At 72.8% G+C, this 26,060-nt stretch carries 23 protein-coding genes; 16 read left to right on the forward strand and 7 right to left on the reverse strand.

Translation table 11 applies throughout. The features are described from left to right. Positions 1–3: 3 nt before the first annotated feature. A complete protein-coding gene (locus AB1207_RS06915) occupies positions 4–1,431 on the reverse strand; it encodes an ABC transporter substrate-binding protein (RefSeq protein WP_367637189.1) in 1,428 nt (475 codons plus the stop codon). 279 nt (positions 1,432–1,710) lie between these two features. On the opposite strand from AB1207_RS06915, the gene AB1207_RS06920 reads away from it, so the two are divergent. From AB1207_RS06920 to AB1207_RS06930, 3 genes are all read left to right on the forward strand, one after another. Beyond that, positions 1,711–2,691: a sugar-binding transcriptional regulator gene (locus AB1207_RS06920; RefSeq protein ID WP_367637191.1), complete on the forward strand. Its 981-nt coding sequence runs from the start codon at positions 1,711–1,713 to the stop codon at positions 2,689–2,691. A 3-nt stretch (positions 2,692–2,694) separates the two neighbouring features. Next, positions 2,695–3,195 (forward strand): P-loop nucleotide/nucleoside kinase family protein, encoded by a 501-nt coding sequence (locus AB1207_RS06925; protein WP_367637192.1) that lies wholly within the window; start codon positions 2,695–2,697, stop codon positions 3,193–3,195. 67 nt (positions 3,196–3,262) lie between these two features. Then, positions 3,263–3,505, forward strand: a complete 243-nt coding sequence (locus AB1207_RS06930) for a DUF6458 family protein (protein WP_367637194.1) — start codon at positions 3,263–3,265, stop codon at positions 3,503–3,505. Between the two features lie 21 nt (positions 3,506–3,526). On the opposite strand, the gene AB1207_RS06935 is transcribed toward AB1207_RS06930, so the two are convergent. Next, positions 3,527–4,495, reverse strand: a complete 969-nt coding sequence (locus tag AB1207_RS06935; protein ID WP_367637195.1) for an aldo/keto reductase — start codon at positions 4,493–4,495, stop codon at positions 3,527–3,529. 168 nt (positions 4,496–4,663) lie between these two features. Here AB1207_RS06935 and AB1207_RS06940 point away from each other — a divergent pair, with 168 nt between their 5' ends. From AB1207_RS06940 to AB1207_RS06955, 4 genes are all read left to right on the forward strand, one after another. After that, a complete protein-coding gene (locus AB1207_RS06940) occupies positions 4,664–5,536 on the forward strand; it encodes a sugar phosphate isomerase/epimerase family protein (RefSeq protein WP_367637197.1) in 873 nt (290 codons plus the stop codon). Positions 5,537–5,655: 119 nt separating this feature from the next. Further along, the gene (locus AB1207_RS06945) at positions 5,656–6,648 is read left to right on the forward strand and encodes an ABC transporter permease (RefSeq protein ID WP_437178883.1); all 993 of its coding nucleotides are present in this window, start codon (positions 5,656–5,658) and stop codon (positions 6,646–6,648) included. Positions 6,649–6,722: 74 nt separating this feature from the next. After that, positions 6,723–7,592, forward strand: a complete 870-nt coding sequence (locus tag AB1207_RS06950) for a carbohydrate ABC transporter permease (protein ID WP_367637414.1) — start codon at positions 6,723–6,725, stop codon at positions 7,590–7,592. 52 nt (positions 7,593–7,644) lie between these two features. After that, a complete protein-coding gene (locus tag AB1207_RS06955; RefSeq protein ID WP_367637199.1) occupies positions 7,645–9,303 on the forward strand; it encodes a type 2 periplasmic-binding domain-containing protein in 1,659 nt (552 codons plus the stop codon). A gap of 143 nt (positions 9,304–9,446) precedes the next feature. Here the strand turns inward: AB1207_RS06955 and AB1207_RS06960 are convergent, their stop codons facing one another. Genes AB1207_RS06960 through AB1207_RS06970 form a run of 3 tightly spaced genes read right to left on the reverse strand, consistent with a single transcriptional unit; the run spans position 9,447 to position 12,849 of the window. After that, positions 9,447–11,201: a glycoside hydrolase family 15 protein gene (locus AB1207_RS06960; RefSeq protein ID WP_367637200.1), complete on the reverse strand. Its 1,755-nt coding sequence runs from the start codon at positions 11,199–11,201 to the stop codon at positions 9,447–9,449. Then, a complete protein-coding gene (locus AB1207_RS06965) occupies positions 11,198–12,181 on the reverse strand; it encodes an NAD(P)H-quinone oxidoreductase (protein WP_367637202.1) in 984 nt (327 codons plus the stop codon). Before AB1207_RS06965 ends, AB1207_RS06960 begins: the two co-directional genes overlap by 4 nt. A 56-nt stretch (positions 12,182–12,237) precedes the next feature. Next, positions 12,238–12,849 carry an NTP transferase domain-containing protein gene (locus AB1207_RS06970; protein WP_367637203.1) on the reverse strand — a complete coding sequence of 204 codons (612 nt, stop codon included), beginning with the start codon at positions 12,847–12,849 and terminating at the stop codon, positions 12,238–12,240. A 204-nt stretch (positions 12,850–13,053) separates the two neighbouring features. Between AB1207_RS06970 and AB1207_RS06975 the strand changes: the two genes are divergently transcribed. The 4 genes from AB1207_RS06975 to AB1207_RS06990 all read left to right on the forward strand — a co-directional run bounded on the left by AB1207_RS06975 (position 13,054) and on the right by AB1207_RS06990 (position 17,713). Beyond that, complete coding sequence (locus tag AB1207_RS06975) at positions 13,054–16,164, forward strand: sensor histidine kinase (RefSeq protein WP_367637206.1); 3,111 nt, start codon at positions 13,054–13,056, stop codon at positions 16,162–16,164. A 99-nt stretch (positions 16,165–16,263) separates the two neighbouring features. Then, positions 16,264–16,710, forward strand: a complete 447-nt coding sequence (locus AB1207_RS06980; RefSeq protein WP_367637208.1) for a roadblock/LC7 domain-containing protein — start codon at positions 16,264–16,266, stop codon at positions 16,708–16,710. Positions 16,711–16,716: 6 nt separating this feature from the next. Beyond that, the gene (locus AB1207_RS06985) at positions 16,717–17,112 is read left to right on the forward strand and encodes a DUF742 domain-containing protein (RefSeq protein ID WP_367637210.1); all 396 of its coding nucleotides are present in this window, start codon (positions 16,717–16,719) and stop codon (positions 17,110–17,112) included. Beyond that, positions 17,093–17,713 carry a GTP-binding protein gene (locus tag AB1207_RS06990; protein ID WP_367637211.1) on the forward strand — a complete coding sequence of 207 codons (621 nt, stop codon included), beginning with the start codon at positions 17,093–17,095 and terminating at the stop codon, positions 17,711–17,713. The genes AB1207_RS06985 and AB1207_RS06990 overlap by 20 nt, the downstream gene beginning before the upstream one ends. A gap of 56 nt (positions 17,714–17,769) precedes the next feature. Here AB1207_RS06990 and AB1207_RS06995 read toward each other — a convergent pair whose 3' ends face one another. After that, positions 17,770–19,464, reverse strand: coding sequence for an RNA-binding domain-containing protein (locus AB1207_RS06995; RefSeq protein ID WP_367637415.1), 1,695 nt, complete (start codon positions 19,462–19,464; stop codon positions 17,770–17,772). A gap of 305 nt (positions 19,465–19,769) precedes the next feature. On the opposite strand from AB1207_RS06995, the gene AB1207_RS07000 reads away from it, so the two are divergent. Further along, positions 19,770–22,142, forward strand: a complete 2,373-nt coding sequence (locus AB1207_RS07000; protein WP_367637212.1) for a chemotaxis protein CheW — start codon at positions 19,770–19,772, stop codon at positions 22,140–22,142. Position 22,143: 1 nt separating this feature from the next. Beyond that, positions 22,144–22,584, forward strand: coding sequence for a chemotaxis protein CheW (locus AB1207_RS07005; RefSeq protein WP_367637214.1), 441 nt, complete (start codon positions 22,144–22,146; stop codon positions 22,582–22,584). Between the two features lie 61 nt (positions 22,585–22,645). Here AB1207_RS07005 and AB1207_RS07010 read toward each other — a convergent pair whose 3' ends face one another. Continuing rightward, the gene (locus AB1207_RS07010; RefSeq protein WP_367637215.1) at positions 22,646–23,473 is read right to left on the reverse strand and encodes a hypothetical protein; all 828 of its coding nucleotides are present in this window, start codon (positions 23,471–23,473) and stop codon (positions 22,646–22,648) included. A 200-nt stretch (positions 23,474–23,673) separates the two neighbouring features. Between AB1207_RS07010 and AB1207_RS07015 the strand changes: the two genes are divergently transcribed. The 3 genes from AB1207_RS07015 to AB1207_RS07025 are packed head-to-tail and all read left to right on the forward strand — an operon-like array spanning position 23,674 to position 26,045. After that, the gene (locus tag AB1207_RS07015) at positions 23,674–24,615 is read left to right on the forward strand and encodes a hypothetical protein (RefSeq protein ID WP_367637216.1); all 942 of its coding nucleotides are present in this window, start codon (positions 23,674–23,676) and stop codon (positions 24,613–24,615) included. A gap of 30 nt (positions 24,616–24,645) precedes the next feature. Next, positions 24,646–25,275, forward strand: a complete 630-nt coding sequence (locus tag AB1207_RS07020) for a hypothetical protein (protein ID WP_367637217.1) — start codon at positions 24,646–24,648, stop codon at positions 25,273–25,275. Between the two features lie 23 nt (positions 25,276–25,298). Further along, a complete protein-coding gene (locus tag AB1207_RS07025) occupies positions 25,299–26,045 on the forward strand; it encodes a YcnI family copper-binding membrane protein (protein ID WP_367637219.1) in 747 nt (248 codons plus the stop codon). The last annotated feature ends 15 nt before the right edge of the window (positions 26,046–26,060 follow it).

The following is a 26,060-nucleotide window of genomic DNA, read 5'->3' on the forward strand; positions in this document are numbered from 1 at the left end:
GGGTCACTTCTTGTACTTGTCGCTGACGAGCTTGGTCGCGAGTTCCTGGCCCTGGTTCAGGGCGTCCTCCACGCTCGTCTGGCCGGCGATGGCCGAGGAGACGAACTGGGAGACCTGCGTGCCGAGGTCGGCGAACTCGGGGATCGCGACGAACTGGATGCCGGGGGCCGGGCGGGGCTGCACGCCGGGGTTGGCCGGGTTCGCCGCGTTGATCGCGGTCTGGGTCTCCTTGTAGAAGGGGGCCGCGGCCTTCTGGTAGTCGGCGTTCTCGTAGGTCGAGTTGCGCTTCCCCGCGGGGACGCTGGCCCAGCCGACCTGCGCGCCGACCAGCTCCTCGTACTTCTGGCTCGAGGCCCAGGAGATGAACTTCCAGGCGTTGTCCTGGCGCTTGGAGGCCTTCTGCACGCCCCAGGCCCACGTGTAGAGCCAGCCCGACGACTCCGTCTGGTCGACAGGGGCGGCGACGTAGCCGACCTTGCCGGCGACCGGGGACCCCTCGGCGTCGAGGGAACCCGCGGCGGAGGTCGCGTCGTACCACATGGCGACCTGCGACTGGGTCATCCCGTTGAGGCACTCGGTGAACCCGGCCTGGGGTGCGCCGTTCTCGCCGTGGGCCCGGACGAGGTCCACGTAGAACTTCGTGGCCTCCACGAACTCGGGGGCGTTGACCTTCGCGGTCCAGTCCTCGTCGAACCAGGTCCCGCCGAAGGTGTTGACGACGGTGGTGAGGGGGGCGAACACCTGGCCCCACCCGGGCAGGCCGCGCAGGGCGATGCCCTTCATGTTCGGCATCGCACCGTCGAGCTGGGCGGCGAAGGCGGCGACCTCGGCCCACGTCGGCTTGTCCGGCATCGTCAGGCCCTTGGACTCGAAGACGTCCTTGCGGTACATGAGGAAGGAGGACTCGCCGTAGAAGGGTTCGGCGTAGACCTTGCCGTCCTCACCCGTCAGGGCTGTGGCGAGCGGCTTGATGATGTCGGACTGGTTGAAGCCGGAGTCCCCGGAGATGAAGTCGTCCAGAGGGGCCAGCCACCCGTTCTTGGAGTAGAACGGCACCTCGTAGTTCGAGATGGAGGCCACGTCGTACTGACCGGCCTGGCTCGAGAACTCCTGGCTGATCTTGTCGCGGACGTCGTTCTCCGGCAGGACCGTGTAGTTCACGGTGATGCCCGTGTCCTTGGTGAAGTTGTCCTTCGTGAGCTTCTGCAGGTCCACCATCTGCGGGTTGTTCACCATGATGACGTTGACGGTCTTGTCGTCGCCTCCGCCGCCTCCGCCACCTGCTGTGCCCCCTCCGCCGGCGCCCGAGCAGCTGCTGAGGAACGCGGCGCCGCCGAGGCCGGCCGCACCCCCCAGGGCGGCGCGGCGGCTGACGCGCGAGGTCGACCCGGGAAGGGTGGTGGGCAGGTGGATGCCGTGACGTCCAGCCATCGTGATCTCTCCAGTGTCTCCGTCGACAGGTGCAGTCGAAGCCCCGCGCTCGGGCCGTTCGCCGGCGGGGTCCGCCGTCGTTGCGTCCGCTCATCTGAGCGGGCTACTCTCAGCTGTGACGATGGTGCCCGGGTCGACCGGGGCTGTCAACCGCGTCCGTGTCCGTCGCTCGCATCCCGCCGGTACCTCCCTGGTCGCCGCCGACCTCAGGGCGGCACTCTGTAGTCCCGCCCCACCCGCGAGTGCGGTGTCCGTCCGAGGACCCGCCGAGGAGCAGTCATGCCGAAGACGTCAGTCCGCACCGGCACAGCCGGTCGCCCGTCGCTGGGCGCACAGGCGCTGGCCGCCGTCGTGGCGCGGCGCTTCTTCGTCGAGGGGCTGACGAAGGTCGAGATCGCCCGGCAGCTCGGCATCAGCCGGTTCAAGGTCGCCCGGCTGCTGACGGAGGCGCAGGAGTCGGGGCTCGTGCAGATCCAGGTGGTCACCCCCAGCTCCCTCGACGGGGACCTGGCCGAGGCGGTCCGCGCCGAGTTCGGCCTCCGCGCGGCCTACGTGGTGAGGACGGGGGAGGAGACGCTGGTCGGACAGCGACGCGTCGTCGCGGAGTTCACGGCCGGGCTGCTGGAGGAGAGCGTCACGGCCGACGACGTGGTCGGTCTGGCCTGGGGACGGACGATCTCGCTGCTGACGGACGCGCTGGGAGCGGACCTCGGGTGCCGCTTCGTGCAACTGGCCGGCGCCCTGCCGCGCCCCGACGTCGAGGGCAGTGCCGTCGACCTCGTCCGGCGGGCGGCCGACGCGACCCGCTCGTCGGCCACGACGTTCTACGCCCCGCTCGCCGTCCCCGACGCCGCCACGGCCGAGGGGTTGCGCTCGCAGTCCGGCATCAGCGAGGCGCTGGCCGAGCTCGACCGGCTGACCAAGGCCGTCGTCTCGGTCGGGGCCTGGCGCCCGGGGGAGTCGACCGCGCTGGACTCCCTCGGCACGGCCGACCAGGAGGCGCTCACCGCCGCCGGGGTCGTCGCCGAGGTGACGGGTGTCCTCGTCGGTCGTGACGGGCGCGAGGTGGACGCGCTGGCGGACCGGGTGATCGGGGTGACAGGCGCCCAGCTGAAGGCCACCCCCGACGTGACGGCCATGGCGTGCGGGGACCTGCCGGCCCGCGCCGACGCGACGGCGAGCGTGCTCCGCAGCGGGATGGTCTCGACCCTCGTGACGCACGCCTCGCACGCGCGGGCCGTGCTCGACTCCGACCGGTGAGCCGTGGTGGACGCTGAGGGGCCGGTCGTCGTGCTGCTGTGCGGCATGGTCGGCGCCGGCAAGACGACCTTCGCCACGCGTCTCGAACGCGAGGGGTACGTGCGGCTGTCGATCGACGAGGAGTTGTGGTCGCGCTTCGGCCGGTACGGCCTCGACTACCCGACGGAGGTCTACGACGAGTACAGCCACGTGGCCGAGCACGTCCTCCTCGACCGTCTGCGCAGCCTCGTCGCGCAGGGCCGGGACGTCGTCGTCGACTTCGGCTTCTGGAGCCGGGCCAGCCGCGACCGCTACAAGCGGGTCGTGCAGGAGATGGGTGCGCGCTGGCGGCTCGTCCACCTCGACGTGCCGCGGGACGTCCTCCTGCGGCGGCTGGCCGTCCGCAGTTCCCGGTTCGACGCCAACGCCGCGTTCCCCATCGACGCGGCCACCCTCGACGGGTTCCTCGCCCGGTTCGAACCGCCGTCGGGAGAGGGGGAGGAGGTCTGGACCGCCGAGGGGTGACGGGCGGCTCACCCGTTCGCCCCACCGCCGGCTCGCGGCGTGCACGCCCCGGGTCCACAGTCGACCCATGCGTCTGGGAACGAGCATCTTCCTGCTGGCGGTCGGGGCGATCCTGACCTTCGCGGTCACCTACTCGGTGGCCGGTGTCGACCTGCAGACCGTGGGGGTCATCCTCATGGTCATCGGGGTCCTCGGGATCGTCCTGGAGTTCGCCATGTTCCGTCCGCGCACCCAGCGCACGACGAGCGTGACGACGGCCGACCCGGTGTCCGGCACGACGCGGCGGGAGACCATGCGCCGCGACGTGTGACCCGGGCCGACCGCCCGATCCTCAGAACCCCGCGACCTCGTGGGGTTCGTAGGGCGCCTCCAGCTCGGCGACCTCCTCGTCGGTGAGGACGAGGTCGAGCGCCGCCAGGGCGTCCTCGAGGTGGTGCGGTTTCGTCGCGCCCACGATGGGGGCCGTGACGACGGGGTTGCGCGCGACCCAGGCGAGGGCGACCTGCGCGCGGGAGACGCCTCGGCCCTCGGCCACGCGGGCGACCGCCTCGACGACCTGGGCGTCGCTGTCGCGGTAGAGCGTCTTGCCGAACTCGTCCGTCTCGGACCGGTTCGTCACGGCGTCCCAGTCGCGGGTGAGCTTGCCGCGCGCCAGCGGGCTCCACGGGACGACCCCGATGCCCTGGTCGGCGCACAGCGGCAGCATCTCCCGCTCCTCCTCGCGGTAGAGGAGGTTGTAGTGGTCCTGCATGGAGACGAAGCGCGCCCACCCGTGGCGCTCCTGCAGGTGCAGCGCCTTGGCGAACTGCCACGCCCACATGGAACTCGCGCCGAGGTAGCGGACCTTGCCCGCCTGGACGACGTCGTGCAGCGCCTGCAGCGTCTCCTCCAGCGGCACCGAGGCGTCGAAGCGGTGGATCTGGTAGAGGTCGACGTGGTCGGTCCCGAGCCGGCGCAGGGAGTTGTCGACCTCGGTGAGGATGGCCTGGCGTGACAACCCGGCGCCGTTCGGGCCCGGTCGCATGCGACCGTGCACCTTGGTCGCGATGACGACCTGGTCGCGTGGGACGGCCGACAGGAGGGTCTTGCCGACGATCTCCTCGCTGGAGCCGTCGGAGTAGACGTTGGCGGTGTCGAAGAAGGTCACGCCGGCGTCGAGCGCGCGGTGCAGGAAGGGGACGCTGTCCTCCTCGGGCAGCGTCCAGGCGTGGTTGCCGCGCCCGGGGTCGCCGTAGCTCATGCAGCCGAGCACGAGGCGGGACACCTCGAGACCGGAGGATCCGAGTTTCACGTAGTCCATGGGGGCGATGCTGCCGGACGGGACGGCCCGGGGCGCGCCCGGGCCAGCAGTCCGATCGATCGATCAGCCCTGATCGATCGATCTTGACCGGTTCCGGAATCCCCGGGCACGGTGTGGGCTCTCAGGGCGCCACGACGACGCGGGGCCCGTGACCGGCCGGGAGGAACCGTGACGCGGAGGATCGCTGCGAACCCCATCCCCTGGTGGTCGCAGGCCGGCAAGACCCGCGAGGTGTTCGAGGACGCCTTCACGGCGTTGCAGGACATCGGGTTCACCGCGGTCAAGGCGGACGTCCCCGACGGCATGGGCACGCAGGAGTACCGCTCCTGGCTCGACGGGTTCGGCCTCGAACCCTCGACCGGCCTGTTCAGCAGCCCGCTGGACGACACGGTGCGGCCGCCGGACCTGCTGGAGGACGCCCGCCGGTTCGCCGCGCAGCAGGCCGCACTCGGACTGGACCGGACGATGCTCTCGTCGATGTCCGTCCCCGAGCGGATGCAGCGGCCGGCCGTCGGCGCGGCGTTCGACCAGGGGCGGTTCGACCACGCCGTCGACCTCGCCGGACGGGTGTGCGAGGTGTTCCGGGCCGAGGGAGTCCGGGCGCTGCACCACTCCCACGTCGGCGGGGTGTTCGAGACCGAGGCCGAGGTCACCGGTCTGCTGGACGCCCTCGGACCGGACCTGCTGGGTTTCGGGCCGGACACCGGGCACCTGGCGTGGGCGGGGGCCGACCCCGTCGCCCTGCTGCGGCGCTACGCCGACCGGACCGGCGCCATCCACCTCAAGGACCTGCACCCCGACCACCTCCCGGCGCAGGACGCGACCGGCGACTACCGCACGCTGTCCCGCAGCGGACGGTTGTGGGCCGAGCCCGGCCGGGGGGTCCTCGACCTCGGCGCCGTCCTGGCGGCCCTGCCCGACGACTACGACGGCGACTGGATGGTCGAGGTCGACTTCCCCAGCGTCGGCGACGTCGTGGAGTCGCACCGCCTGTCCTTCGCGTGGGCCCAGGAGGTGCTCGGGGCGTCCACCGCCCCCTGAGCGCACCCTCGCCCGCACCGACCGGTCGGGCGCCCACCCCCCGGACCGCGCTCGCGTGCGAGCGCGCGTCCGACCTCACCCGTCCCCTCACCCATCCCCTTCGTGGCAGGAGCCCGACAGTGAGAACGCAGCCGACCCGCGAGGGGACCAGGTCCGCGGCCGCCGGCCCGCGGGGCCGCACCGACACCGGCCTGGAGGTCCGCCGCCGCCGGCCGCGGCTGACCCGGGACCAGGCGCTGCTCGTCTGCCTCGGGGTCCCCGGTGGGCTGGCCCTGCTCGTGTTCCACTACGTCCCCCTGCTGGGCAACGTCATCGCCTTCCAGGACTACCAGCCCTACCTCGGCCTCACCGAGTCCGACTGGGTGGGCTGGCAGAACTTCTCGTTCCTGTGGGACGGGAACCCCGAGTTCCGCAACGCGCTGTGGAACACGGTCGTGCTGACGGTCATCCAGACGGTCCTCGTGTTCCCCGTCCCGCTCGCCCTCGCGCTGACGCTCAACAGCCTGGCGGGGGAACGTCTCAAGCGGACCCTGCAGTCCGTCCTGTACCTGCCGCACTTCCTGTCCTGGGTCATCGTCGTCGCGCTGTTCCAGCAGATGCTCGGCAACGCGGGGATGCTCAACACGTTCCTGGTGCAGAACGACTTGCCGGTCCTGCAGGTCATCGGTTCCCCGGAACTGTTCAAGGCGCTCATCACGAGCCAGGTGATCTGGAAGGACGCGGGCTGGGGCACGATCCTGTTCCTCGCCGCGATCTCCCGCATCGACCAGGAGCAGTACGAGGCCGCTGCCGTCGACGGGGCGGGAGCCCGCCAACGCCTGTGGTACGTCACGCTGCCGGCGCTCAAGGGACTCATCATCCTGCTGCTCATCCTGCGCCTCGGCAGCAGCCTGTCGGTGGGTTTCGAGCAGATCATCCTCCAGCAGGGACCGGTGGGCCTGCAGGCCAGCGAGGTGCTCGACACCTGGGTCTACAACAACGGCATCCTCGGCGGGAACTGGGGGACCTCGGCCGCGGCCGGTCTCGTCAAGGGTCTCGTCGGCGTCCTGCTCGTGATCGGGGCGAACAAGCTGGCCCACGTCTTCGGTGAGAGAGGGGTGTACGAGAAGTGACCACGCTCGAGAACGCGACCATCGGGGACGACACCGTCCGGACGTTCACGAAGGACGGCCGCCGGCCGCCGTGGATGGAGAAACCGCACCCGATCACCCAGGCGCTGAAGTTCGTCGTGCTGGCCTTCGCCGTGGCGGTCGTCCTCGTGCCGTTCTGGTCGGTCATCGCGACCAGCCTGGCCGACCAGGAGACCATCAACGCCGCCGGCGGCGGGATGGTCATGTGGCCGGGCGGCATCAGCCTCGACGCCTACCAGGCCGTGCTGTCCGGGGGTGTGGTCACGCGCGCCGTCGTCATCTCCGTCACGATCACCGTGGTCGGCACCCTGCTCTCGCTCGCCGCGACGGCGGGCCTGGCGTACTGGCTGTCCCGGCCGCGGGCGTGGGGGGCCAAACCCGTCCTCATGCTCGTGCTGGGCGCGGTCCTGTTCTCCCCGGGCCTCATCCCGAGCTACCTCGTCGTCAAGGAGTTCCACCTCCTCGACTCGTACTGGTCGCTCGTGCTGCCCGTGCTGGTCAACGCGTTCAACGTCATCGTCATGCGGGCCTTCTTCCAGGAGCTGCCCAAGGAGCTGTTCGAGTCGGCCGCCATCGACGGGGTCGGCGCCGGGACGGTCCTGCTGCGCATCGTCCTGCCGCTGTCGAAGGCCGTGCTCGCGGTGATCGGCCTGTTCTACGCCGTCGCCTACTGGAACGCGTTCTTCAACGCCCTGCTCTACATCCAGTCGAGCGAGAAGTGGCCGATGGCGCTCGTCCTGCGGACGTACGTCGTCAACCAGACGACCATCGGCGGTGACCAGGTGTCCTCCGGGGAGGCGCTGCCGCCGCAACTGCCCCTGCAGATGGCGATCCTCGTCATCGCCATCGTGCCCATCCTGCTGGTGTACCCGTTCCTGCAGAGGCACTTCGCCAAGGGCGTGATGATCGGCGCCGTCAAGGGCTGACCCGCGCGTCGCCGGTGCCCACCCCACCCGTTCCCAGGATCGAGGAGGATCCATGTCCCACCGCCCCGTCAGCCGCCGCTCGCTCATCGCCGGCACCTCCGGACTCGCGGCCTTCGCCGCGGCCGGCGGACTCACCGGCTGCTCCAGCGGCGGCAGCCAGGGATCGGGGAGCGGGGAGAACACCGCCACCCTGCCGACCTACGTCCCCTACACCGGCGTCACCCCCGACCTGCCCGGGACCGACCAGGGCGTCGACCCCGCCTACCGGCGGTTCCCGGCGGAGAACCCGCGGTCGGTGGAGGACATCCCCGGGCACGGTGAGACGATCACGGGGATGGCGAACATCTACTTCGCCGTCCCGCCGGGCCCGGACCGCAACAGCTACTGGGCCGGGCTCAACGACCGCCTCGGTGTGGACCTGCAGCTGCAGATGGTCAGCAACGCCGACTACCTGCAGAAGTTCCCGACCGTCATCGCCGGCAACGAGCTGCCCGACCTGCTGCAGGTGCCGAACGGGGCGCCGCCGCCCGTGCCCAACATGCCGCAGCTGCTCGAGAAGCGCTTCGCCGACCTGTCCGAGCACCTGTCCGGGGACGCCGTCAAGGAGTACCCGAACCTGGCGAACATCCCGACGCGGCACTGGCTGTCGACGGTCTACAACTCCGGCATCTACGGCATCCCCATCCCGCGCGGGGCGATCGCGAACTACCACTTCGTCCGCGCCGACCTGTTCGAGAAGGCCGGGGTCTCGACCGAGCCGAAGAGCTACGACGAACTGGTCGACGCGACGAAGGCGCTCACCGACCCCAAGCAGCGGCGCTGGGCCTTCGGGCTCGTGAACCAGCCGCGACAGCTGCTGGGGCGGATGAACGACGAACCCAACATCTGGGCCGAGGAGGGCGGCAAGCTCACCCACGTCTACGAGACGGAGCAGTACGCCCAGACCGTCACCGACCTCATCGCCATGTGGAAGTCAGGGGTCATGCACCCCGACTCCTTCAACCCGGCCCAGCCCTTCAAGCAGTTGTTCAACGCCGGGACGGTGGCGATCAACGCGGCCGACGGCTACCCGGGCTGGGTCCAGTACCAGCTCGACAACGCCGGCAACCCCGACTTCGAGCTGGGCCTGATGCCCGCGTACGCGCGCACCGGCGGGCAGCTCGCGAAGTGGAACCTCGGCAGCGGGTTCTTCTCCATCACGCTGCTGAAGAAGCAGGACGACCCCGAGAAGACCAAGACGGCGCTGCGCGTCCTCAACTGGCTGGCCGCCCCGTTCGGCACCGAGGAGTACAAGTACCGGCTCTTCGGGCAGGAGGGGGTCGACCACGAGAACGACGCGGACGGCAACCCCGTCCTGACCTCCACGGGGACGGCGAACACCGTCCTGCCCATCCGGTACCTGGCCGACAGCCCGTACAACATCTACGTCCCGGGGCGGCCGCAGGACGCGGACACCCAGCACGCCTACCAGTCGCTGGAGGTCCCGACCGGGATCTCCAACCCGACGACGGGGCTGTACTCCAACACCGCCTCGAGCAAGAACGCCACGGCGGACAAGACCTTCAACGACGGCGTCAACGACGTCATCCAGGAGCGGCGGCCGTTCTCCGAGCTCAAGACGCTCGTCACGACTTGGCGGAACTCCGTCGGCGACGCGATGCGCACGGAGTACCAGGACGCCCTGCAGAAGGCGGGCACGACCGCCTCCTGAGACCCCGCGCCCGCTCCAGGCCGGTCCCCGGGAGCGGGCGCGGACCCCCACCTCCGCGTGGAAAACACACTTTCCGCCCTCGGGAATCGCTTTCTGAGGGCGGAAAGAGTGTTTTCCACGCGGGAACGGGGGCCCGGGAGGGGTCAGCGGGCGAGGCGGACCGAGGTCGACAGCAGGGCGGCGTGGACGAACGCCTGCGGGAGGTTCCCGCGCAGCTGGCGCTGCCGCACGTCCCACTCCTCGCTGAGCAGCGCGGCCGGACCGCAGGCCGCGCGGTTGCGCTCGAAGAACCGGAACGCCTCGACCTCCTGGCCGTCGGCGTGCAGGGCCTGGGCCACCACGAAACCGCACAGCAGGAACGCCCCCTCCGTCGTGCCGAGCGGCATCGAGTCGGGGGAGTAGCGGTAGACGTGGTGGTCCTCGACGAGGTCGCGGCGCACCGCGGCGAGGGTGGCGCGCGTCCGCGGGTCGTCGACGGGGACCGCCCCGTACAGCGCCGGGCGCAGCAGGGCGGCGTCGACCCCCGGCTGCCCCGGACTGCGCTGCCAGCGTCCCTCGGTGGGGTGCAGGCAGTCCCGCGACGTGCGCGCCAGGATCGTGTCGGCCAGGGCCGCGTACCGGGCGGCCTCGCCGGGTTCGGAGTACCGCGCGATGTCCTTCAGGCCCGCGACGCACTCCAGCCGCGAGTGGGCCCACCAGTCGTCCTCGATCTCCCAGATCCCGGCGTCCGGTTCCTCCCAGCGCTTCTCGATGGCCGAGACCGCCACCGCGACGGCGCGGCGGCCGTCGGTGTCGAGCGCGTCGACCCGCGCGGCCGCGGCGAGCAGCTGCAGCACCTCGCCGAACGCGTCGAGCTGGAACTGCCCGCGGACGTGGTTGCCGGCGATGTCCCACCCGCCGGGGTACCCCGGCAGACCCGTCGACCGCTCGTCGGGGACGGGGTCGCCGAGGACCGTGTAGGCGGGCACCAGGTCGGGACCGTCCTCCAGCACCCGCCGCGTGACGAACCCGACGAGGGTCCGGAACAGGGGGTCGGCCCCGCCGGCCTCGGCGAGGGCGATCCCGGCGTAGCACTGGTCGCGGATCCAGGCGTAGCGGTAGTCGTAGCTGCGGCCCTTGTCGGCGTGCTCGGGCAGCGACATCGTCGCGGCCGCCACCATCCCGCCGTCGTCGGAGGTGAGCCCGCGGATGACGGCGATCGAGTGCGCCGCCTCGGTGGGGGCCACGCTCCCGCGCACCTCCGGGACCGCGGAGCGCCAGGTGTGCACCGTGGAGGTCCAGGCGTGCTCGGGGTCCGGGGGCGCGTCGCGCAGCCGGGTGCCGACCTCCAGGACGAGGTGGTGGCGCTCACCGGCCGGCACCCGCAGGTGTGCGCGCAGGACCCCGTCGTCGACGTCGGCCTCGCCCAGCCCGGACAGCCGCACGTGCAGGTCGCCCGTCCGGCCCGTCCAGCGACCGGCGTCGTCCCGCTTCAGCGACCGCAGCGCCCGGGCGCCGAACTGCGCGCGCAGGTCGAAGACGACGTCGACGTGGGCGTCGCCCTCGACCGCGGTGACCTCGCGCAGCAGGACGGCGCAGTCGGGGTCGCTGGGCATGGCCATCGCGTCGCGGCAGTCGATCGTGCCGTCGCCGCGGGAGGTCCAGTGGTGCCGGAACACGAGCGTCCCGGGTTCGTAGCAGCCGCCCCACGTGAACGGGTGCGACGGCGTCACCGAGAACCCGCCGCGGCCGCCGAGCAGCGCGGCGAAGACCGCGTCGTCGTGCCAGTGCGGCGCGCACATCCACGCGATGTCCCCGGCCGGGCCGACGACCGCCCCGCGCGCCCCGTCGGCGACGAGGGCGTAGTCGCGCAGGACGTGCGGGGGGAACTGGCGGCAGAACTCCTCGGCCGAGCTCACGCCGGCGCCTGCGCCCCGGTCGTCAGGAGCAGCTTGCCGACGTGCGAGGACCCCTCCAGGACCTCGTGCGCCCGGGCCGCCTCGGCGAGCGGGAACCGGTCGAACACGACGGGCCGGACGCCGCCGTCGACGACGAGCGGCCAGACGTGGTCGCGGACGCTGGCCACGACGGCGGCCTTCTCCTCGGCCGGACGTGCCCGCAACGTCGTGCCGTGCAGGGAGATCCGCTTGCGCATGAGCAGTCCGAGGTCCACCTCGGCCTGCGTCCCGCCCTGGGTCGCGATGACCACGACCCGGCCGCCGGTCGCGAGGACGTCGAGGTTGCGGGCCAGGTACGGGGCACCCACGACGTCCAGGACGACGTCGGCACCGGCGGGTTCGACGGCCCGCACCCGCTCGACGAAGTCCTCGGTGCGGTAGTTCACGAGCACGTCCGCGCCCAGCTCGGCGCACCGGGCCAGCTTGTCGTCCGACCCCGCCGTCACGGCCACCCGCGCGCCGACCTGGTGGGCCAGCTGGACGGCCATCGTGCCGATGCCGCTGGAGCCGCCGTGCACGAGCAGCAGTTCCCCGGGGCGCAGCCCGGCGAGGGTGAAGACGTTGCTCCACACCGTGCACGTCACCTCGGGCAGCGCCGCGGCGTCCTCGACGGACACACCCTGCGGGACCGGCAGCACCTGGCCCACCGGCACCGCGACCTCCTCGCCGTAGCCGCCGCCGGCGAGCAGCGCGCAGACCGGCTCGCCGACCTGCCAGCCGCTGACACCGGGCCCGAGCTCCGCGATCCAGCCCGAGACCTCCAGCCCCGGGTGCTCGGGGGCGCCGGGCGGGGAGGGGTACTTGCCCTGCCGCTGCATGACGTCGGCCCGGTTGACCCCGGCGGCCGCGACCCGCACGACGACCTCGCCGGGCCCGGCGACGGGGTCGGGCAGCTCGGTGAGGCGGAGGGAACCGGGGGGATCGACGATCACGGCGCGCACCCTGCGGACACTACGTCCGGGCCTGCGCGCCCGCCTCCGCTCAGCCGTCCAGCACCTCAGCCGTCCAGCGCCTCAGCCGCCCGCACGAGGTCGTCGGGGTCGTCCACGTCCAGGCTCTCGCGCGCCGAGACCGCGACCTCGGCGACGCGGCCGCGGAACAGCTCGCGCAACGGCTGGTCGTGGACGGCGGGCAGCCCGTCGAGGAGGCGGCGGGCGGCGGTGAGGCGGTGCGCCGACAGCAGCGGCTGCCGGCGGCCGTCCGGGTCGACGCCCAGCACCGCGTCCAGCGACGGATCGGCCGCCAGGGCCGCCAGCAGCCGGGGGACGGCGGGCGCGGCGAAGGGCTGGTCGGCGCCCAGCAGCACCACGACGTCGGCGCCGGGGCCTTCCGGCAGCGCGGCCAGACCCGCGGCGAAGCCGGCGAGCGGGCCACCGCCGGGCGGGTCCTCCCGCACGCCCCCCGGACCGACCACCACGACGGGGACGCCGCGCCCGGCCGACCACTCGTCCAGCCCCTCCAGGAGGGTGCCCAGGACGGTCGACCCTCCCAGGGGAGCGGTCAGCTTCGCAGCGAGGACCCCGTCCCCAGGCCCGCCGGAGGGGTCGAAGCGGCGGCCGGAACCGCCCGCGACCACCACGACCGCCACCCCCGCCGACGTCTCCCGCACCCCTGGTCCCACCCCGTCGCCCACCCCGCAGGAGTTGCACGTTTCACCGGAATGGTCAAGCGGCGCGCCGGACTGCCGATGGGCCGAACGAGGGGTCTCGCCCCCGCGGGTTACACCTCGCGGGTCTGCGTCCCGATCACTCACGAGTCTGCTCGACCCACGGTGAGCAGTTTCGACCGCTCACCACGTGTACGGAAGGTTGACATGCTGCGGAACCTGAGCATCCGAGCCAAGCTCGCGGTCCTCCTGGTGGTGCCCCTCGTGCTGCTGCTCGTCGCCGTCGTCGCCACGAGCGCGCGGGAGGCGGTGGCCACGTCGGAGCGACGTCACCTGGCCGCGTACGCGGGGTCGACGGCGACGATCAACGAGTTCTTCACGGCGCTGCAGACCGAGCGCAAGGACACCGTCGAGTACCTCGCAGCGCCGAGCGAGGCGGCCAAGGCGAAGGTCGTCACCGACCGCGCCGCGACCGACGCCGCCACCGCGAAGGTGACGAAGGCCGTCGCCGACAGCGGCCTCGACCTCACGCAGGGCACCGCGCGCAGCGTCTACGGCAGCGTGCAGGTGGCCCTCGGGCAGACGCTCCCGCAGGTGCGCAGCGCCGTGGACAACTCCTCCACGACGCCGATCGCCGCGCTGTCGGCGTACAGCGGCATCTCCAACGCGGCCACCGACCTCACGGTCGCGGTCGCCGAGGACGCCTCCGACCGCGACATGGCGCAGGAGATCGGCTCCTTCGGGTACCTGCTCAAGCGCGTCGACGCCCTCTCGGTCGAGCAGACCGCCGGTGTCCTGGTCCTGCAGGGCCGTTCCTCCGCCGCGCTGGACGACCTGCGCAGCACCGCGATCGAGCGCGGCGCGTACTTCGAGCAGCAGGCCCGCTACCGCCTCGGCGCCCGCGGCGTCGCGCTGCTCGACAGCAAGCTGGAGGGCGGGGCGGCGACGTCCGCGCTGGCCTTCCTCAACCAGGACCGCAACCTCTTCGCCGCCGGCGGCACCCCGACCCTGGCCCAGGGCGACTGGGAGAGCACGACCGGCGACGTCATCTCGGCCTACCAGGGCGCCACCACGGCCATCGGCGACGACGTCTCCACCCGCGCCGCCGCGGCCGCCCGCAGCGACCTCCTCGGCACGATCGCCCTGCTCGCCGGCACGCTGCTCGTCTTCGCGGCCGTCACGCTCTTCGGTGTCCGCGTCGCCCGCAGCATCGGCCGCCGCCTGCGCGGCCTGGCCGTCGCCGCGACCGAGGTCCGCGACGAGCTGCCCCGCATGGTCGAGCGCATGCAGACCCCGGGCGAGGGCCCGGGCGTGGAGTTCACCCCGCTGGCGATCAGCAGCCAGGACGAGATCGGCGAGGTCACGAAGGTCATCAACGACCTCAACGAGACCACCTTCCGCATCGCCGGCGAGCAGGCCGCGCTGCGCGCCTCCATCGCCGAGATGTTCGTCAACGTCGCCCGCCGCGACCAGACGCTGCTGGCCCGCCAGCTCGCCTTCCTCGACCAGCTCGAGCGGACCGAGGAGAACCCCGACACCCTCGAGGACCTCTTCACCCTCGACCACCTCGCGACCCGTATGCGGCGCAACGCCGAGTCCCTGCTCGTCCTCGCCGGCATCAACACCGGCCGCCGCCTGCGCCGGCCGCTGCCGCTGTCGGACGTCGTCCGCACGGCCGCCGGTGAGATCGAGCACTACGACCGCGTCGACCTCGCCCTCCAGGTGGACCCGCCGGTCGTCGGCCACCTCGCGCTCTCGGCCTCGCACATGATCGCCGAGCTCCTCGAGAACGCGACGAACTTCTCCGACCCGGGCACCCGCGTCGTCGTCGGCACCGCCGAGACCGACCGCGGCGTCGAGGTCACCATCAAGGACACCGGCCTCGGCATGAACGGCGAGGAGGTCGAGACCGCCCACCAGCGCATCTCCGGTGGCCGCGCCTCCGAGTTCGTCGGCGCCCAGCGCCTCGGGTTCTACGTCGTCGGCCGCCTCGCCGGCCGCCTGGACGTCGAGGTCGAGTTCGAGACGGCCGAGGGCCAGGGCACGACCGTGACCCTCGTCCTGCCCGCCGCCCTCTTCACCCCGGGCAGCGTCAAGGGCGGTCAGCCCGAGCTCGCCGCGCTGGACTCCGGTCTGCCGCAGCTGGGTCAGCCCGGCCCCGCCGGTGCCTCGGCCCTGCCGCAGCCCTCGGCCCTGCCCCAGGCGCCGTCAGCCCTGCCCGGTGGCGCCCCGGCCGGCGGCCTGCCGACCCGCACCCCCGCCCCGACCGGGCCGAACAGCATCGTCAGCAACCCGCTGGCGGCCACCGGCCTGGGTGACGCGCTGTCGGAGACGCTGTCGAAGTCCGCGGCCGAGGCGGCCGCGAGCTCCGACGTCGGCGTCACCTCGCCGAAGGCGAAGGTCGAGGGCCGGCAGCTGCCGACCCGCAAGCGGTCCGCGCAGGCGCAGGCCAAGGTCGACGCCGCTCCGGCCCCCGCCCCGGTCCTGCCGGTCGCCCCGGTGCTCCCGCCCGTCCCCGAGACGGACTGGAAGCCCGCCGCGGCGCCCGCCACCAGCGGTGGCGGGGCGATGCCCAAGCGCGAGCGCAAGGAGCCCGCGCCCACGGCTCTGGCTGCGGCGCAGGACATCCTGCCCAAGGCCGGCAAGAAGCCGCGTCAGGTCCGCGAGTCCGCCACGCCGCCGAAGACCGCGGCCGAGGCCTTCTGGACCTCCCGCAAGCGCGCCGACGGCGAGCTCAAGGGCTCGGCGCTGGACGCCCTCGACGCCACCCGCGGCGAGGCCCCGGCCGCCGAGACCCCGGCCCCGGTCGTCGAGGCCCCGGCTCCCGTGGTCGAGGCCCCCGTGGTCGAGGCTCCGGCCCCGGTCGTGGAGGCTCCAGCTCCCGTCGTCGAGGCCCCGGCTCCCGTGGTCGAGGCTCCGGCTCCGGCCGTCCCCGTCGCCCCGGTCGTCGAGGCCCCGGTCGCGCCGGTCGCCCCCGCGGAGGGGTCGACGGCGGGTCGCACCGTCGGCGAGGCCCTGCGCCAGCGCAACGCCCTCGCGGCCGAGGCGCTGAACGCCCTCACCGAGGGGCAGAACTTCACCCCCTCGCGGGGCACCGGCTCGGCTCCGCTGGTCCGCCGTCAGGCGGGCGCCACGGCGGCCGCGGCCAAGCCCGCCCCGGCCCGTGCGGCGGCCAACCGCCAGCGCCGCGCTCCCGCCGACGTCCGCTCGATGCTGTCCGGCTTCCAGGCCGGCGTGTCCCGCGGTCGCGCCGGGGACTCCCAGGCCGACGCCCCGGCCGGCGACGCTCCCGAGAGCGGAGCCGCCGGTGAGGCCTGACCCGAACTCCCGGAGGACCCTCCGGGCCAGCACGACCTCGCGCACCACCCACCACCGCACGGACAACCAGCAGATCGCCCCGAGAAGAGGAACCCCACTGTGACCGCGCTTAGCTCCGAGGCCGCCGACTTCAGCTGGCTCCTCGACAACTTCGTCAAGAGCGTCCCCGGCGTCACCCACACCGTCGTCGTCTCCGCCGACGGTCTGCTGATGGCCATGTCCGACAAGCTGCACCGCGAGGCGGGCGACCAGCTCGCCGCCATCGTCTCGGGCGTCTCCAGCCTGGCCCGTGGCGCGGCGAACCAGCTGCAGTCCGGCGAGGTGCGCCAGGCCATCATCGAGATGGACGACGCGTTCTTCTTCCTCGTCAACATCTCCGACGGGTCCGTCCTGGCCGTCGCCGCCGAGGCCGGCTGCGACGTCGGGCTCATCGGCTACGAGATGGCGATGCTGGTCCAGCGCGCCGAGACCGTCCTCACCCCGCAGCTGGTGTCGGAGATGCGGGCTGCCCTGCCCACGTCGACGCCGGTCGCAGCGCGGTGGTGACATCCAGTGACAGCACCTGGTAGCGCGGACCTCTGGTCCGACGACGACGACCAGGACGTCGAGGAGTTCACCGTCCGTCCGTACACCGTGACCGGTGGCCGGACCCGCCCGAGCAACGCCGACCTGCCGGTCGAGGCGCTCGTGGAGGCCGTGGCCGTCCCGGAGATCGGGATGACCCCGGAGCGGCGCAAGATCCTCGAACTCACGAAGACGTCCTACCTGTCGATCGCGGAACTGTCCGCCCACGTCCACCTGCCGGTCGGAGTCGTGCGGGTCGTGGTGAGCGACCTCGCCCAGTCGGGCAAGGTCCGCATCCACGGCCTGACCATGACCTCCGCCCCCCAACCCGCGACCACCATCAGCGTCCTGGAGAGTGTTCTCAATGGCATTTCCTCGCTCTGACGTGAGCCCCGCCGGAGCCGGAGCGCCCGCGGGAACCGACGTCCAAGCGCCGCCCACCGTCGTCAAGATCGTCGTCGCCGGCGGGTTCGCCGTCGGCAAGACGACGTTCATCGGCTCGATCTCGGACATCGAGCCCCTGCGCACCGAAGCCGCCATGACGGAGCACTCCGTCGGCGTCGACGACGCGGGCCAGAACTCCGACCGCAAGACGTCGACCACGGTCGCCATGGACTTCGGCCGCATCGCGCTGCCGGGGAACCTGTGGCTGTACCTGTTCGGCACCCCCGGCCAGGACCGCTTCCTCTTCATGTGGGACGACCTGGTCAAGGGCGCGATCGGCGCGGTCGTCCTCGTGGACACCGACCGCCTCGACCAGTGCTTCCCGGCCGTGGACTACTTCGAGTCCCGCGGCATCCCGTTCGTCGTCGCGGTGAACTGCTTCGACGGCGTGGCCCAGCACGACCTGGACTCCGTCCGCGAGGCCCTCGCGGTGCCGGACCACGTGCCGCTCGTCTACACCGACGCGCGCTCCAAGGCCGCGACCAAGCACAGCCTCATCACCCTCGTGCAGACCGCTCTGGCCCGGCTCAACGCCTCCTGAGCCACCGCACGAGAACTGGGCCGGCTCCCGTCGATCGGGAGCCGGCCCTCCTGCGTTCAGCGACGTCGTCGTTTCTCGGGGAACCTGGCACCACGTCCGTACTTCACGGCACGCCCGCGCGTCTGGGTCGACGTCCGGGTCAGGATCTCTCGGCCGACCAGGTCTCGGAGGATGTCACGAGCCTGGTAGACGTCCACGTCGAAGATTCGCTGGATGGTGGCGTTGTTGATCGACTCGTACTCCTGGACGTGGTCGACGACCTTGGTGTCCGTGTCACTGGGGTTGCGTCGGTGGTACGTGACCGCCGGTCCCAGAGCTGCGAGCGCTTGGCCCCGCAGACGGTAGTTCGGGTTGCGTCGGGCGTGGGTCCCGGCGGTCGCCTCCAACAGCCCAGCGGGTCCGTGGACGAGACGACGCAGGATGTCTTCGGTCGCGGCCACATCTCGTTGCACCACTGGGGCGACGTCCTTGGCGGTCACGGACCGCTTCTCGCACAGCATGAGGAGGATGAGCAGGGCATCGGTGTCGTTCCGCTCGGCGTCCGGGAGCTCCGCGACGAAGCGGGCGATGCGGACGTTGGGCGGACCGCCGCGGAGGACCACGGTGGTCTCGGGTTCTCCGCCGCCGCTGGCGACGAGGACTTCAGGTGCCTGGCGCCCGGAGCGGACCATCTCGCGGTACATCCGGTCGACACCTTGACCCAGCTCCTCGGCGAGGCCCAGTTGCCGAAAGGAGCCGGCAAGCGCTGGGAACCTGGCTTTGGATCCGGCAGTCAGGATGTTGGCCGGCGTGATGCCGGTCACCAGGGGCCCCGGGGATCGAACGTGCAGCGTGGAGGGGGAGTGTTCGATGTGCACGGGCCGGCGTTCCCGGTGGTCTCCGTGGAGCAGTGCGTTCGCCACCGCCTCGCGGACAGCTGCCAGGGGGAAGTCCGCGATCTGGAGCACTTGGCCCCGCACGGTGTTCAGGGGGGTGATCTCGGACCGGGCGGAAACCGCGTCGAGTGCCTCTGCGAAGGCCGTGACCAGTGGGGTACCCCAACGTCGTGAGGCCGTGGCTTCACCTCCTGGCGTCGCGCGGTACTGGTAGACGAGGACGTCCGCTGCCGCGGCGACCGCGTTCCGGCAGAGGAGCACCTCGCCGGCGCGGTTGAGCTCGTTCCCACCGACGTCGAGGCGCAGAGCGGTGATCAAGTCCTGGTCGGAGGCCGACGCGAGCCGAACTCGTGTCTCGTCTCCCGTCTGACGCAGGAGCTGGCGGACGCGGTGCATGGCGTCCGGGTCGACCTCGGTCGTCGATCGCCCGCTGCGCCCAGCAGACCAGTCGGTACCGCGTCGCTCGTCGTCCAGTCGGCTCACCCCGGTGGGGCTGAGGGGCAGGCACTGGTCGTTCCAGCGACGGAGCACGAGTCCCTTGCGTGTCGCGTAGACGTCGAGGCCCGCGGGCACGACGACCGCCAGCAGGCGGTGGCCGTGGAGCGAGACGTCCTGGACGTCGACGACCATGGCCGGCTCAGTCAGTTCGTGGATCTTGGACCGGAGGAGGTCGCGACTGATCGTCGCGTCGATGAACGCCTCAGGCCCCGTCGTCCGGTCTCGCACACCGACCACGATGGTGCCCCCCGATGCGTTCGCGAAGCAGACAGCTGCCTCGGCGAGGTCCTGCGCGGTCTCCTTGTCGTTGCTCTTCTCGGTCGTGAAGTCGAGCGTCTCGTCCTCGAGGCTCGCTGCGGACCGGCGCCCGGAGTGGATGGCCTCGAGGGCTTAGGTGATGCGCGGATCGGTCATCGCTTTGAGCTCCTTTTGAGGGGAGTGACAGTTTGTCGGCGTCCTCAAAGTCCTGTCAATGTCCGATGCCTTGCCCATCGGGGGGCCCACCGGCGACGTTCACGCAGGCCATCGCGAGCAGCTGGTCGCTACCACCTCGACGTCGGCTGAGTCGAGGCGCCGGGCGGGCGCGTTTCAGCTTTCCCCGGCCAGTGCCGATGAGTCTCCAGAGCACGAGAACAAGCGGTCCCACAGCCGGGGCCGTCCGACGCGAGAAGTGGGAGCGCCACGTGGACGACATGGACGAGATCGTCCAAGAGTTCCTCGTCGAGAGCTACGAGAACCTGGACCAGCTGGACTCCGACCTCGTGGCGCTGGAGCAGCAGCCCGGTTCGCGGGAGCTGCTCGCCAGCGTCTTCCGCACCATCCACACGATCAAGGGCACCTCCGGGTTCCTGGCGTTCTCCAAGCTGGAGTCCGTCGCCCACGTCGGTGAGAACCTGCTCGCCCGCCTCCGCGACGGCCAGCTGGTCATGACGCCGACCACGACCGACGTCCTGCTGCGCATGGTCGACACCATCCGCGCGCTGCTCGCCTCCATCGAGTCCTCGCACTCCGAGGGGCCCGTCGAGGTCGCCGAGGTCGTCGCCGCCATCCGCGCCGTGCTCGACGGTGAGGAGCCCAAGCTGCCGCCGTCGGCCGGCGCCGGTGCCGAGGTCGAGGCCCCCGCCCCGGTCCACGCGCCCGTGGCCGCGCCCGCTCCCGTCGTGGAAGCGCCCGTCGAAGAGCCCGCCGCCGAGGTGACCCCCGAGCCGGAGCCCGAGCCCGAGCCGGCCCCCGCGCCCGAACCCGTCGTCGAGGCGGCTCCCGCGCCCGTCGCCGCGCCTGCGCCCGTGGCGGCCCCCGCCGCCGCCCCTGCGCCCGCCGCGGGTGCGCCGTCGGAGAAGGCCTCGGCCGCCGACGCCACCATCCGCGTCGACGTGGAACTCCTGGAGTCCCTCGTCCGCCAGGCGGGCGAGCTCGTCCTGGCCCGCAACCAGATCCTCCAGCGCGCCGGAACGCTGCGCGACGAGGACCTGACCCGCGCCTGCCACCGCCTGAACCTCGTCGCGAGCGAGATGCAGGAGACGGTCATGCGGACCCGCATGCAGGCCATCGACCACCTGTGGTCGAAGCTGCCCCGCGTCGTGCGCGACCTCGGGAACATGCTGGGCCGCAAGATCAAGCTCGAGATGGAGGGTGGCGAGACCGAACTCGACCGCACCCTGCTCGAGGCGGTCAAGGACCCGCTGACCCACATCGTCCGCAACGCGGTCGACCACGGCATCGAGCCGCCGGAGGTCCGTCGCGCGGCCGGCAAGAACGAGGTCGGCACCCTGAAGCTGCGCGCCGCGCACGAGGGTGGCCAGGTCGTCGTCGAGATCCGCGACGACGGCAAGGGGATCGACCCCGCGATCATCGGGGCCAAGGCCGTCGAGAAGGGCCTGGTCTCGGCCGGCAAGCTGGAGTCGCTCACCCCGAACGACATCCTGCAGTTCCTGTTCCTGCCCGGTTTCTCGACCGCCGCCAAGGTCACGAACGTCTCCGGCCGTGGCGTCGGGATGGACGTCGTCAAGACGAACATCGAGCGCATCGGCGGGTCCGTCGACGTCGAGTCCGTCAACGGCCAGGGCACCGTCTGGCGCCTGCGCATCCCGCTGACCCTCGCGATCGTCCCGGCCCTGACCGTCGAGTGCGCCGGTCAGCGCTACGCGATGCCGCAGGTGAACCTGCTCGAACTCGTGAGCCTGGACACCGAGCGCATGAGCAAGGCGATCGAGGACGTCGGTGGCGCCAAGGTGTACCGCCTGCGCGGCGCCCTGCTGCCCCTCATCCGCCTGGAGGAGGCGCTGGAACTGCAGCGCCCCGCCGACGTGGAACTCCCGACGAACCTCGTCATCGCCGTCCTGGAGTGCGACGGACGCCGGTTCGGCCTGCTGGTCGACCGCGTGCTGGACACCGAGGAGATCGTCGTCAAGCCGCTCTCGGGCGCGCTCAAGGCGATCGGTGCCTACGCCGGCGCGACGATCCTCGGTGACGGGCGCGTCTCGCTCATCCTCGACGTGCAGTCCCTCGCCCGCCGCACCATGCGCTCGGACGGCATCGAGCACGCCTCCGACGAGGCCGCCACGCAGCAGACCGCGACCGGCGACGGTCAGCGCCTGCTGGTCGTCGGCCTCGGCGACAACCGCCGGGTCGCGATCCCGCTGGACGTCGTCACGCGCCTGGAGGAGTTCCGCACCGAGTCGATCGAGCGGGTCGGCCGGCGCGAGGTCGTCCGCTACCGCGGCGAGATCCTCCCGCTGGTGCGGTTGTCCCACCACCTCGGTGGCGGCGCCCGCGCCTCCTACGGCGGCCAGGAAGCCGCGTCGGTGCCGGGTGTCGTGTACTCCGCGCGCGGCCGGTCGGTCGCGATCGTCGTCGACGAGATCGTCGACATCGTCTCCGGGCAGGACGCGCACAGCGACATCGACGACGCCGGCCTGGTCGGGTCCGCGGTCATCCGCGACCGCGTGACCGAACTCCTCGACGTCCGTTCCGCGATCCTCGCGGCGGACCCGAACTTCTTCACCGAGCAGGCTCAGCACGAGCTCGCCGAAGCTTCCAAGCGACTGGGGGTCTGACGTGTCCACGCAGTACGCCACGTTCCACCTCGCCGGGCACCTGTTCGGTGTCGAGGTGCGGCGCGTGCAGGAGGTGCTCACCGAGCAGCCCCGCACGCCCGCCCCGCTGGCGCCGTACGCCGTCGCGGGTCTGATCAACCTGCGCGGTCAGGTCGTCACGGCGCTGGACCTGCGCCGCCGGCTGAACATGCCCGACCGCGAGGAGGGCAAGGTCGCGATGAACGTCGTCGTCCGTGCCGCCGAGGAGGTCTGGAGCCTGCTCGTCGACTCCATCGGGGGCGTCATCGAGGTCACCGACTCGACGTTCGAGCCGCCGCCGGACACGCTGTCCGGGCCGATCCGCGAACTCATCCGCGGGGCCTACAAGCTGGACGGTGCGCTGCTGCTCGTCCTCGACGTCGACAAGGCGCTCGAGATCGAGGGTGCGGAGACCGCGGCCTGACGCAGTGCACGTGGACGGGGTGGGGCCTTGCGGCTCCACCCCGTCCTGCGTTCCCGCTCGTTCACCCCGGGCGGCGGTACAACGCGCGCTCGGCGTCGGACACCGTCGGGGGACCGGCGGGCGGTTCCGGAACCTCCTGCAGCGCGGGGGGTTCCCGCACCTCCTGGGGTTCCGGCAGTTCCCGGGCGTCCCGAGGTTCCTCGAGCTCTCGCGCCTGCCGGGGTTCTGCGAGTGCCCGCCGTTCCCCGTGCCCTCGGGCGGGGACGCGCCAGAGCACGGCCCCGGCGACGGCCGGGACGACGAGCGCGGGGACGAGCACCGCGAGGGCCCCGGCCACGCCCGGCAGGTCGTCCGGCAGGCCGGTGCGCAGGAAGAACCGCAGCGCTCCCGGGCCCGCGTCGTCGGCCGGTGCGCTGGCGTGCTCCACGACCCCGACGAGGGACCCCAGCGCCAGCGCCGCCGACACCCACGACCCGACGGCCGCGACGCGGCGGCCCCACCGGTCCGGCACCAGCCACGACGGCCGGCCCGCGAGCACGACGACGAGCGCGAGGAGGGCGGCGACGACGCCACCCCACAGCGGTGCCGGCGCCCCCACGAGCGCCCACAGGATGCCGAACCGCCGTCCCGTGGAGATCTCCGGCGCCGCGCCGTCGAACGCCCCGGCACCGGAGGGGTAGCCCCCGTAGAACTCCTCGTCGTAGGCGCCGGTCAGCACACGGCGCGCGGCCTCGGCCAGGACCAGCGGCGGGACCACGCACGCGGCGACGAGGACCCAGGACGGCCAGCCCCCGCGCGGCTCCTCGGTGGTCCCGTCGCGGTCGGGGTCGTCCGCAGGGATGCGCTCCGCGGTGGCGCCCGCGCCGGTGACCTGCCCGTCGTCCCTCACGACTCGACGTTACGACCGGACCCGGCCCACGTCGCCCGGACGGCGCAGCGCCGTCGCCCTGGGTGGGCCGAGCGGAGGGTCCGACACGCCGGGGCAGGGCCGGACGGTGGACGTTGCCTGGTCCGAGGCGTCACGCAGTGTCAGGGTGGTTCCACTCCGCCGGACCGGCGGTGGTGGTTCCAGGCCTGGAGGCGACGACCGTGCACTACTCCCTGGTGAGTTCCCCCGTCCTGGGGTTCGACCTGGTGCGCCTGCCCCACGGCGACTCCGCCGCCGAGGTACTGCTGCGCGCCCTGGACTGCGGCCCCCGCGAGATCGACGTCCTCGCCGCGCGCCACGACGCGGCCACCCGCACCCGCGCGTGGGAGTCGGTCCGCGCGGCCGCCGGCAACGTCCCCCAGATCACCGACGTCCTGCACCAGGTCGCCAACGGCCTGGCCCACGGCGACTTCACGGGCGAGGCCACCGACGAGCAGACCGCCGCGCGCGTCGAGGCCGGCGTCGTCCGCGTCCTGCAGACGAGCACCATCGCCGACGCCGACGCCCTCGTCCGGCTCGTCCACCACGACGTCTTCGACTGGACCTGGTCCTCGTCCCTGGACGGCGGCCCGCGCCTGCGCACCGAGGACGCCGGCCGCGCCGCCGACGTCCTGGCCGACGCCGCCGTCTCGGCCTACCTCGGCGACCGGCTGCCCGACCACGTCCGCCGCGTCCTGGCCCACCCCTACCTGCAGGCCTCCCGCGACCTCGCCCCGCTGCCGGAGCACCCGGTCGGCCTCGGGCCCGAGCAGGCCGGGGTCGCGCGCGTCCTCGACACCCTGCGCCGCCTCGACGGGACCGACCGCGCGTGCCTGCGCGCCGTCGCCGCCACCAGCCGCCCGTCGGCGGGGGAGTGGGCGAGCGCCGTCCACGACGCGTCCTGGGCCGTCCACCTGTCCGACCGCGTCCGCACGGCGGCCGTCGCCCAGCTCCTCGCCGTCCGCGCCTTCCGGGCCGGGGGCCTGGAGGCCGCCGACGGCGCCGAGGGCCTGTGGAACGTCGTCAGCGGTGTCGTGCACGCCGAGGTCGTCGCCGACCTGCTGAGCTCGGACGCGCGCGCGGTCCTGCTGCGCCCGTGGGAAGCCGCCTTCGGCGCCGCCTGAGCGCCCCGGCCCGCCGGGTACCGTGATCCGGTGCCCAGCCCGCTGCCAGGACTCCCGGACGGGACCGGCCCCGCCGGTCCGTCCCGCGGGGCGTGGCGAGGGGTGCGGGCCGGAGCCGTCACGGCGACCGTCCTCGGCCTCGCGGCCGGGGCGCACCTGAGCGCCGGGGGAGACCTGCCCGGCCCCTTCCTCCTCTCCGCCGTCGCGCTCCTGCTGGGCGCGGTCTGCCTCCTGCTGGCCGGACGGCGGTTCTCCTGGCCCGTCCTCACCGCGCTGCTCGGCGGCGGCCAGGTCGCGCTGCACACGGTCTTCGACGCGTGCGCCGGTCCCGCCGCCACGGTCGTCGGGACGGGGCACCACCAGACGCTCGCGTTCTCCGGCCCGTCGGTCGCGTCCGCCGACCCCGGCGCGGCGATGACCCTCGCGCACGTCGCGGCGACGGGGCTGGCCCTCGCGGCGCTGCTGCACGGCGAGTCGCTGCTGTGGTCGGTGTGGGCCTGGTTGCGACCGGTGGTGCGGCTGCTCGTGCGGCTCGTCCGCACGGTCGCGCCGCGGCCGGTCGCGCCGGCCGCCGAGCCCACGCGGCCGCGGTCGGTCGTCGCGCGCCGGGTGCGCCGGCGAGGTCCACCGAGGGTTCCCGCCCTCGCGACCTCGTCCTGACGACACCCCCTGGAGAAACCTCCGTGAAGCGCTCCACCCTGCCCACCCGCGCCCTCGCCGTCACCCTGGCGACCGCTGTGACCGCCTGCGGCGCACTGGTCCTGGCGGCCGTGCCGGCCTCCGCGCACGTCCACGCCGACCCGTCCTCGACCGCCGCCGGCGGCTACAGCGTCGTGACGTTCCGCGTGCCGAACGAGTCCGACTCCTCGGCCACCACCTCGGTCCGCGTCTCGCTGCCGACCGACCACCCCCTCACCTACGTCGCGACGAAACCCGTCCCCGGGTGGGTCGCGACCGTCACGAAGGGTGCCCTGCCGAAGCCGGTCACGGCCGACGGCGTGACGCTCACCCAGGCCCCGCTGTCGATCACCTGGACCGCCCAGCCCGGCGCCGCGGGGATCGGCGTGGGGCAGTTCGAGGAGTTCGAGGTGAACGTCGGCCCCCTGCCGGACGCGGGCACGCGCGTCCTGCTGCCCGCCGTCCAGACGTACGCCGACGGCGAGGTGGCGAACTGGACCGATGTCGCCGCCGCGGGTGCCGCCGAACCCGAGCACCCCGCACCGGAGTTCACGACGACGGCCAAGGCGTCCGGCGACGGGGACGGGGACGACCACGCCGCCCACGGCTCGACGGAGGCGGTGTCGGCCACCTCGGCGAGCACGTCGCAGGCGTCCGGGTCCGACCCGGTCGCACGCGGGCTCGCCGGCGGCGGCCTCGTCCTCGGCCTCGCCGCGCTCGTCCTCGTCCTGCTGCGCCGCCGCCGCGCCTGACGCGTCGCCTGCCTG

Source organism: Kineococcus endophyticus, assembly GCF_040796495.1.
GTDB lineage: Bacteria > Actinomycetota > Actinomycetes > Actinomycetales > Kineococcaceae > Kineococcus > Kineococcus endophyticus.

Excerpts from the sequence above, each read along its gene's own strand:
- AB1207_RS06915 (WP_367637189.1), bottom strand. The coding sequence starts at position 1,431 with ATGGCTGGACGTCACGGCATCCACCTGCCCACCACCCTTCCCGGGTCG.
- AB1207_RS06920 (WP_367637191.1), top strand. The coding sequence starts at position 1,711 with ATGCCGAAGACGTCAGTCCGCACCGGCACAGCCGGTCGCCCGTCGCTG.
- AB1207_RS06930 (WP_367637194.1), top strand. The coding sequence starts at position 3,263 with ATGCGTCTGGGAACGAGCATCTTCCTGCTGGCGGTCGGGGCGATCCTG.
- AB1207_RS06935 (WP_367637195.1), bottom strand. The coding sequence starts at position 4,495 with ATGGACTACGTGAAACTCGGATCCTCCGGTCTCGAGGTGTCCCGCCTC.
- AB1207_RS06950 (WP_367637414.1), top strand. The coding sequence starts at position 6,723 with ATGGAGAAACCGCACCCGATCACCCAGGCGCTGAAGTTCGTCGTGCTG.
- AB1207_RS06955 (WP_367637199.1), top strand. The coding sequence starts at position 7,645 with ATGTCCCACCGCCCCGTCAGCCGCCGCTCGCTCATCGCCGGCACCTCC.
- AB1207_RS06975 (WP_367637206.1), top strand. The coding sequence starts at position 13,054 with ATGCTGCGGAACCTGAGCATCCGAGCCAAGCTCGCGGTCCTCCTGGTG.
- AB1207_RS06990 (WP_367637211.1), top strand. The coding sequence starts at position 17,093 with ATGGCATTTCCTCGCTCTGACGTGAGCCCCGCCGGAGCCGGAGCGCCC.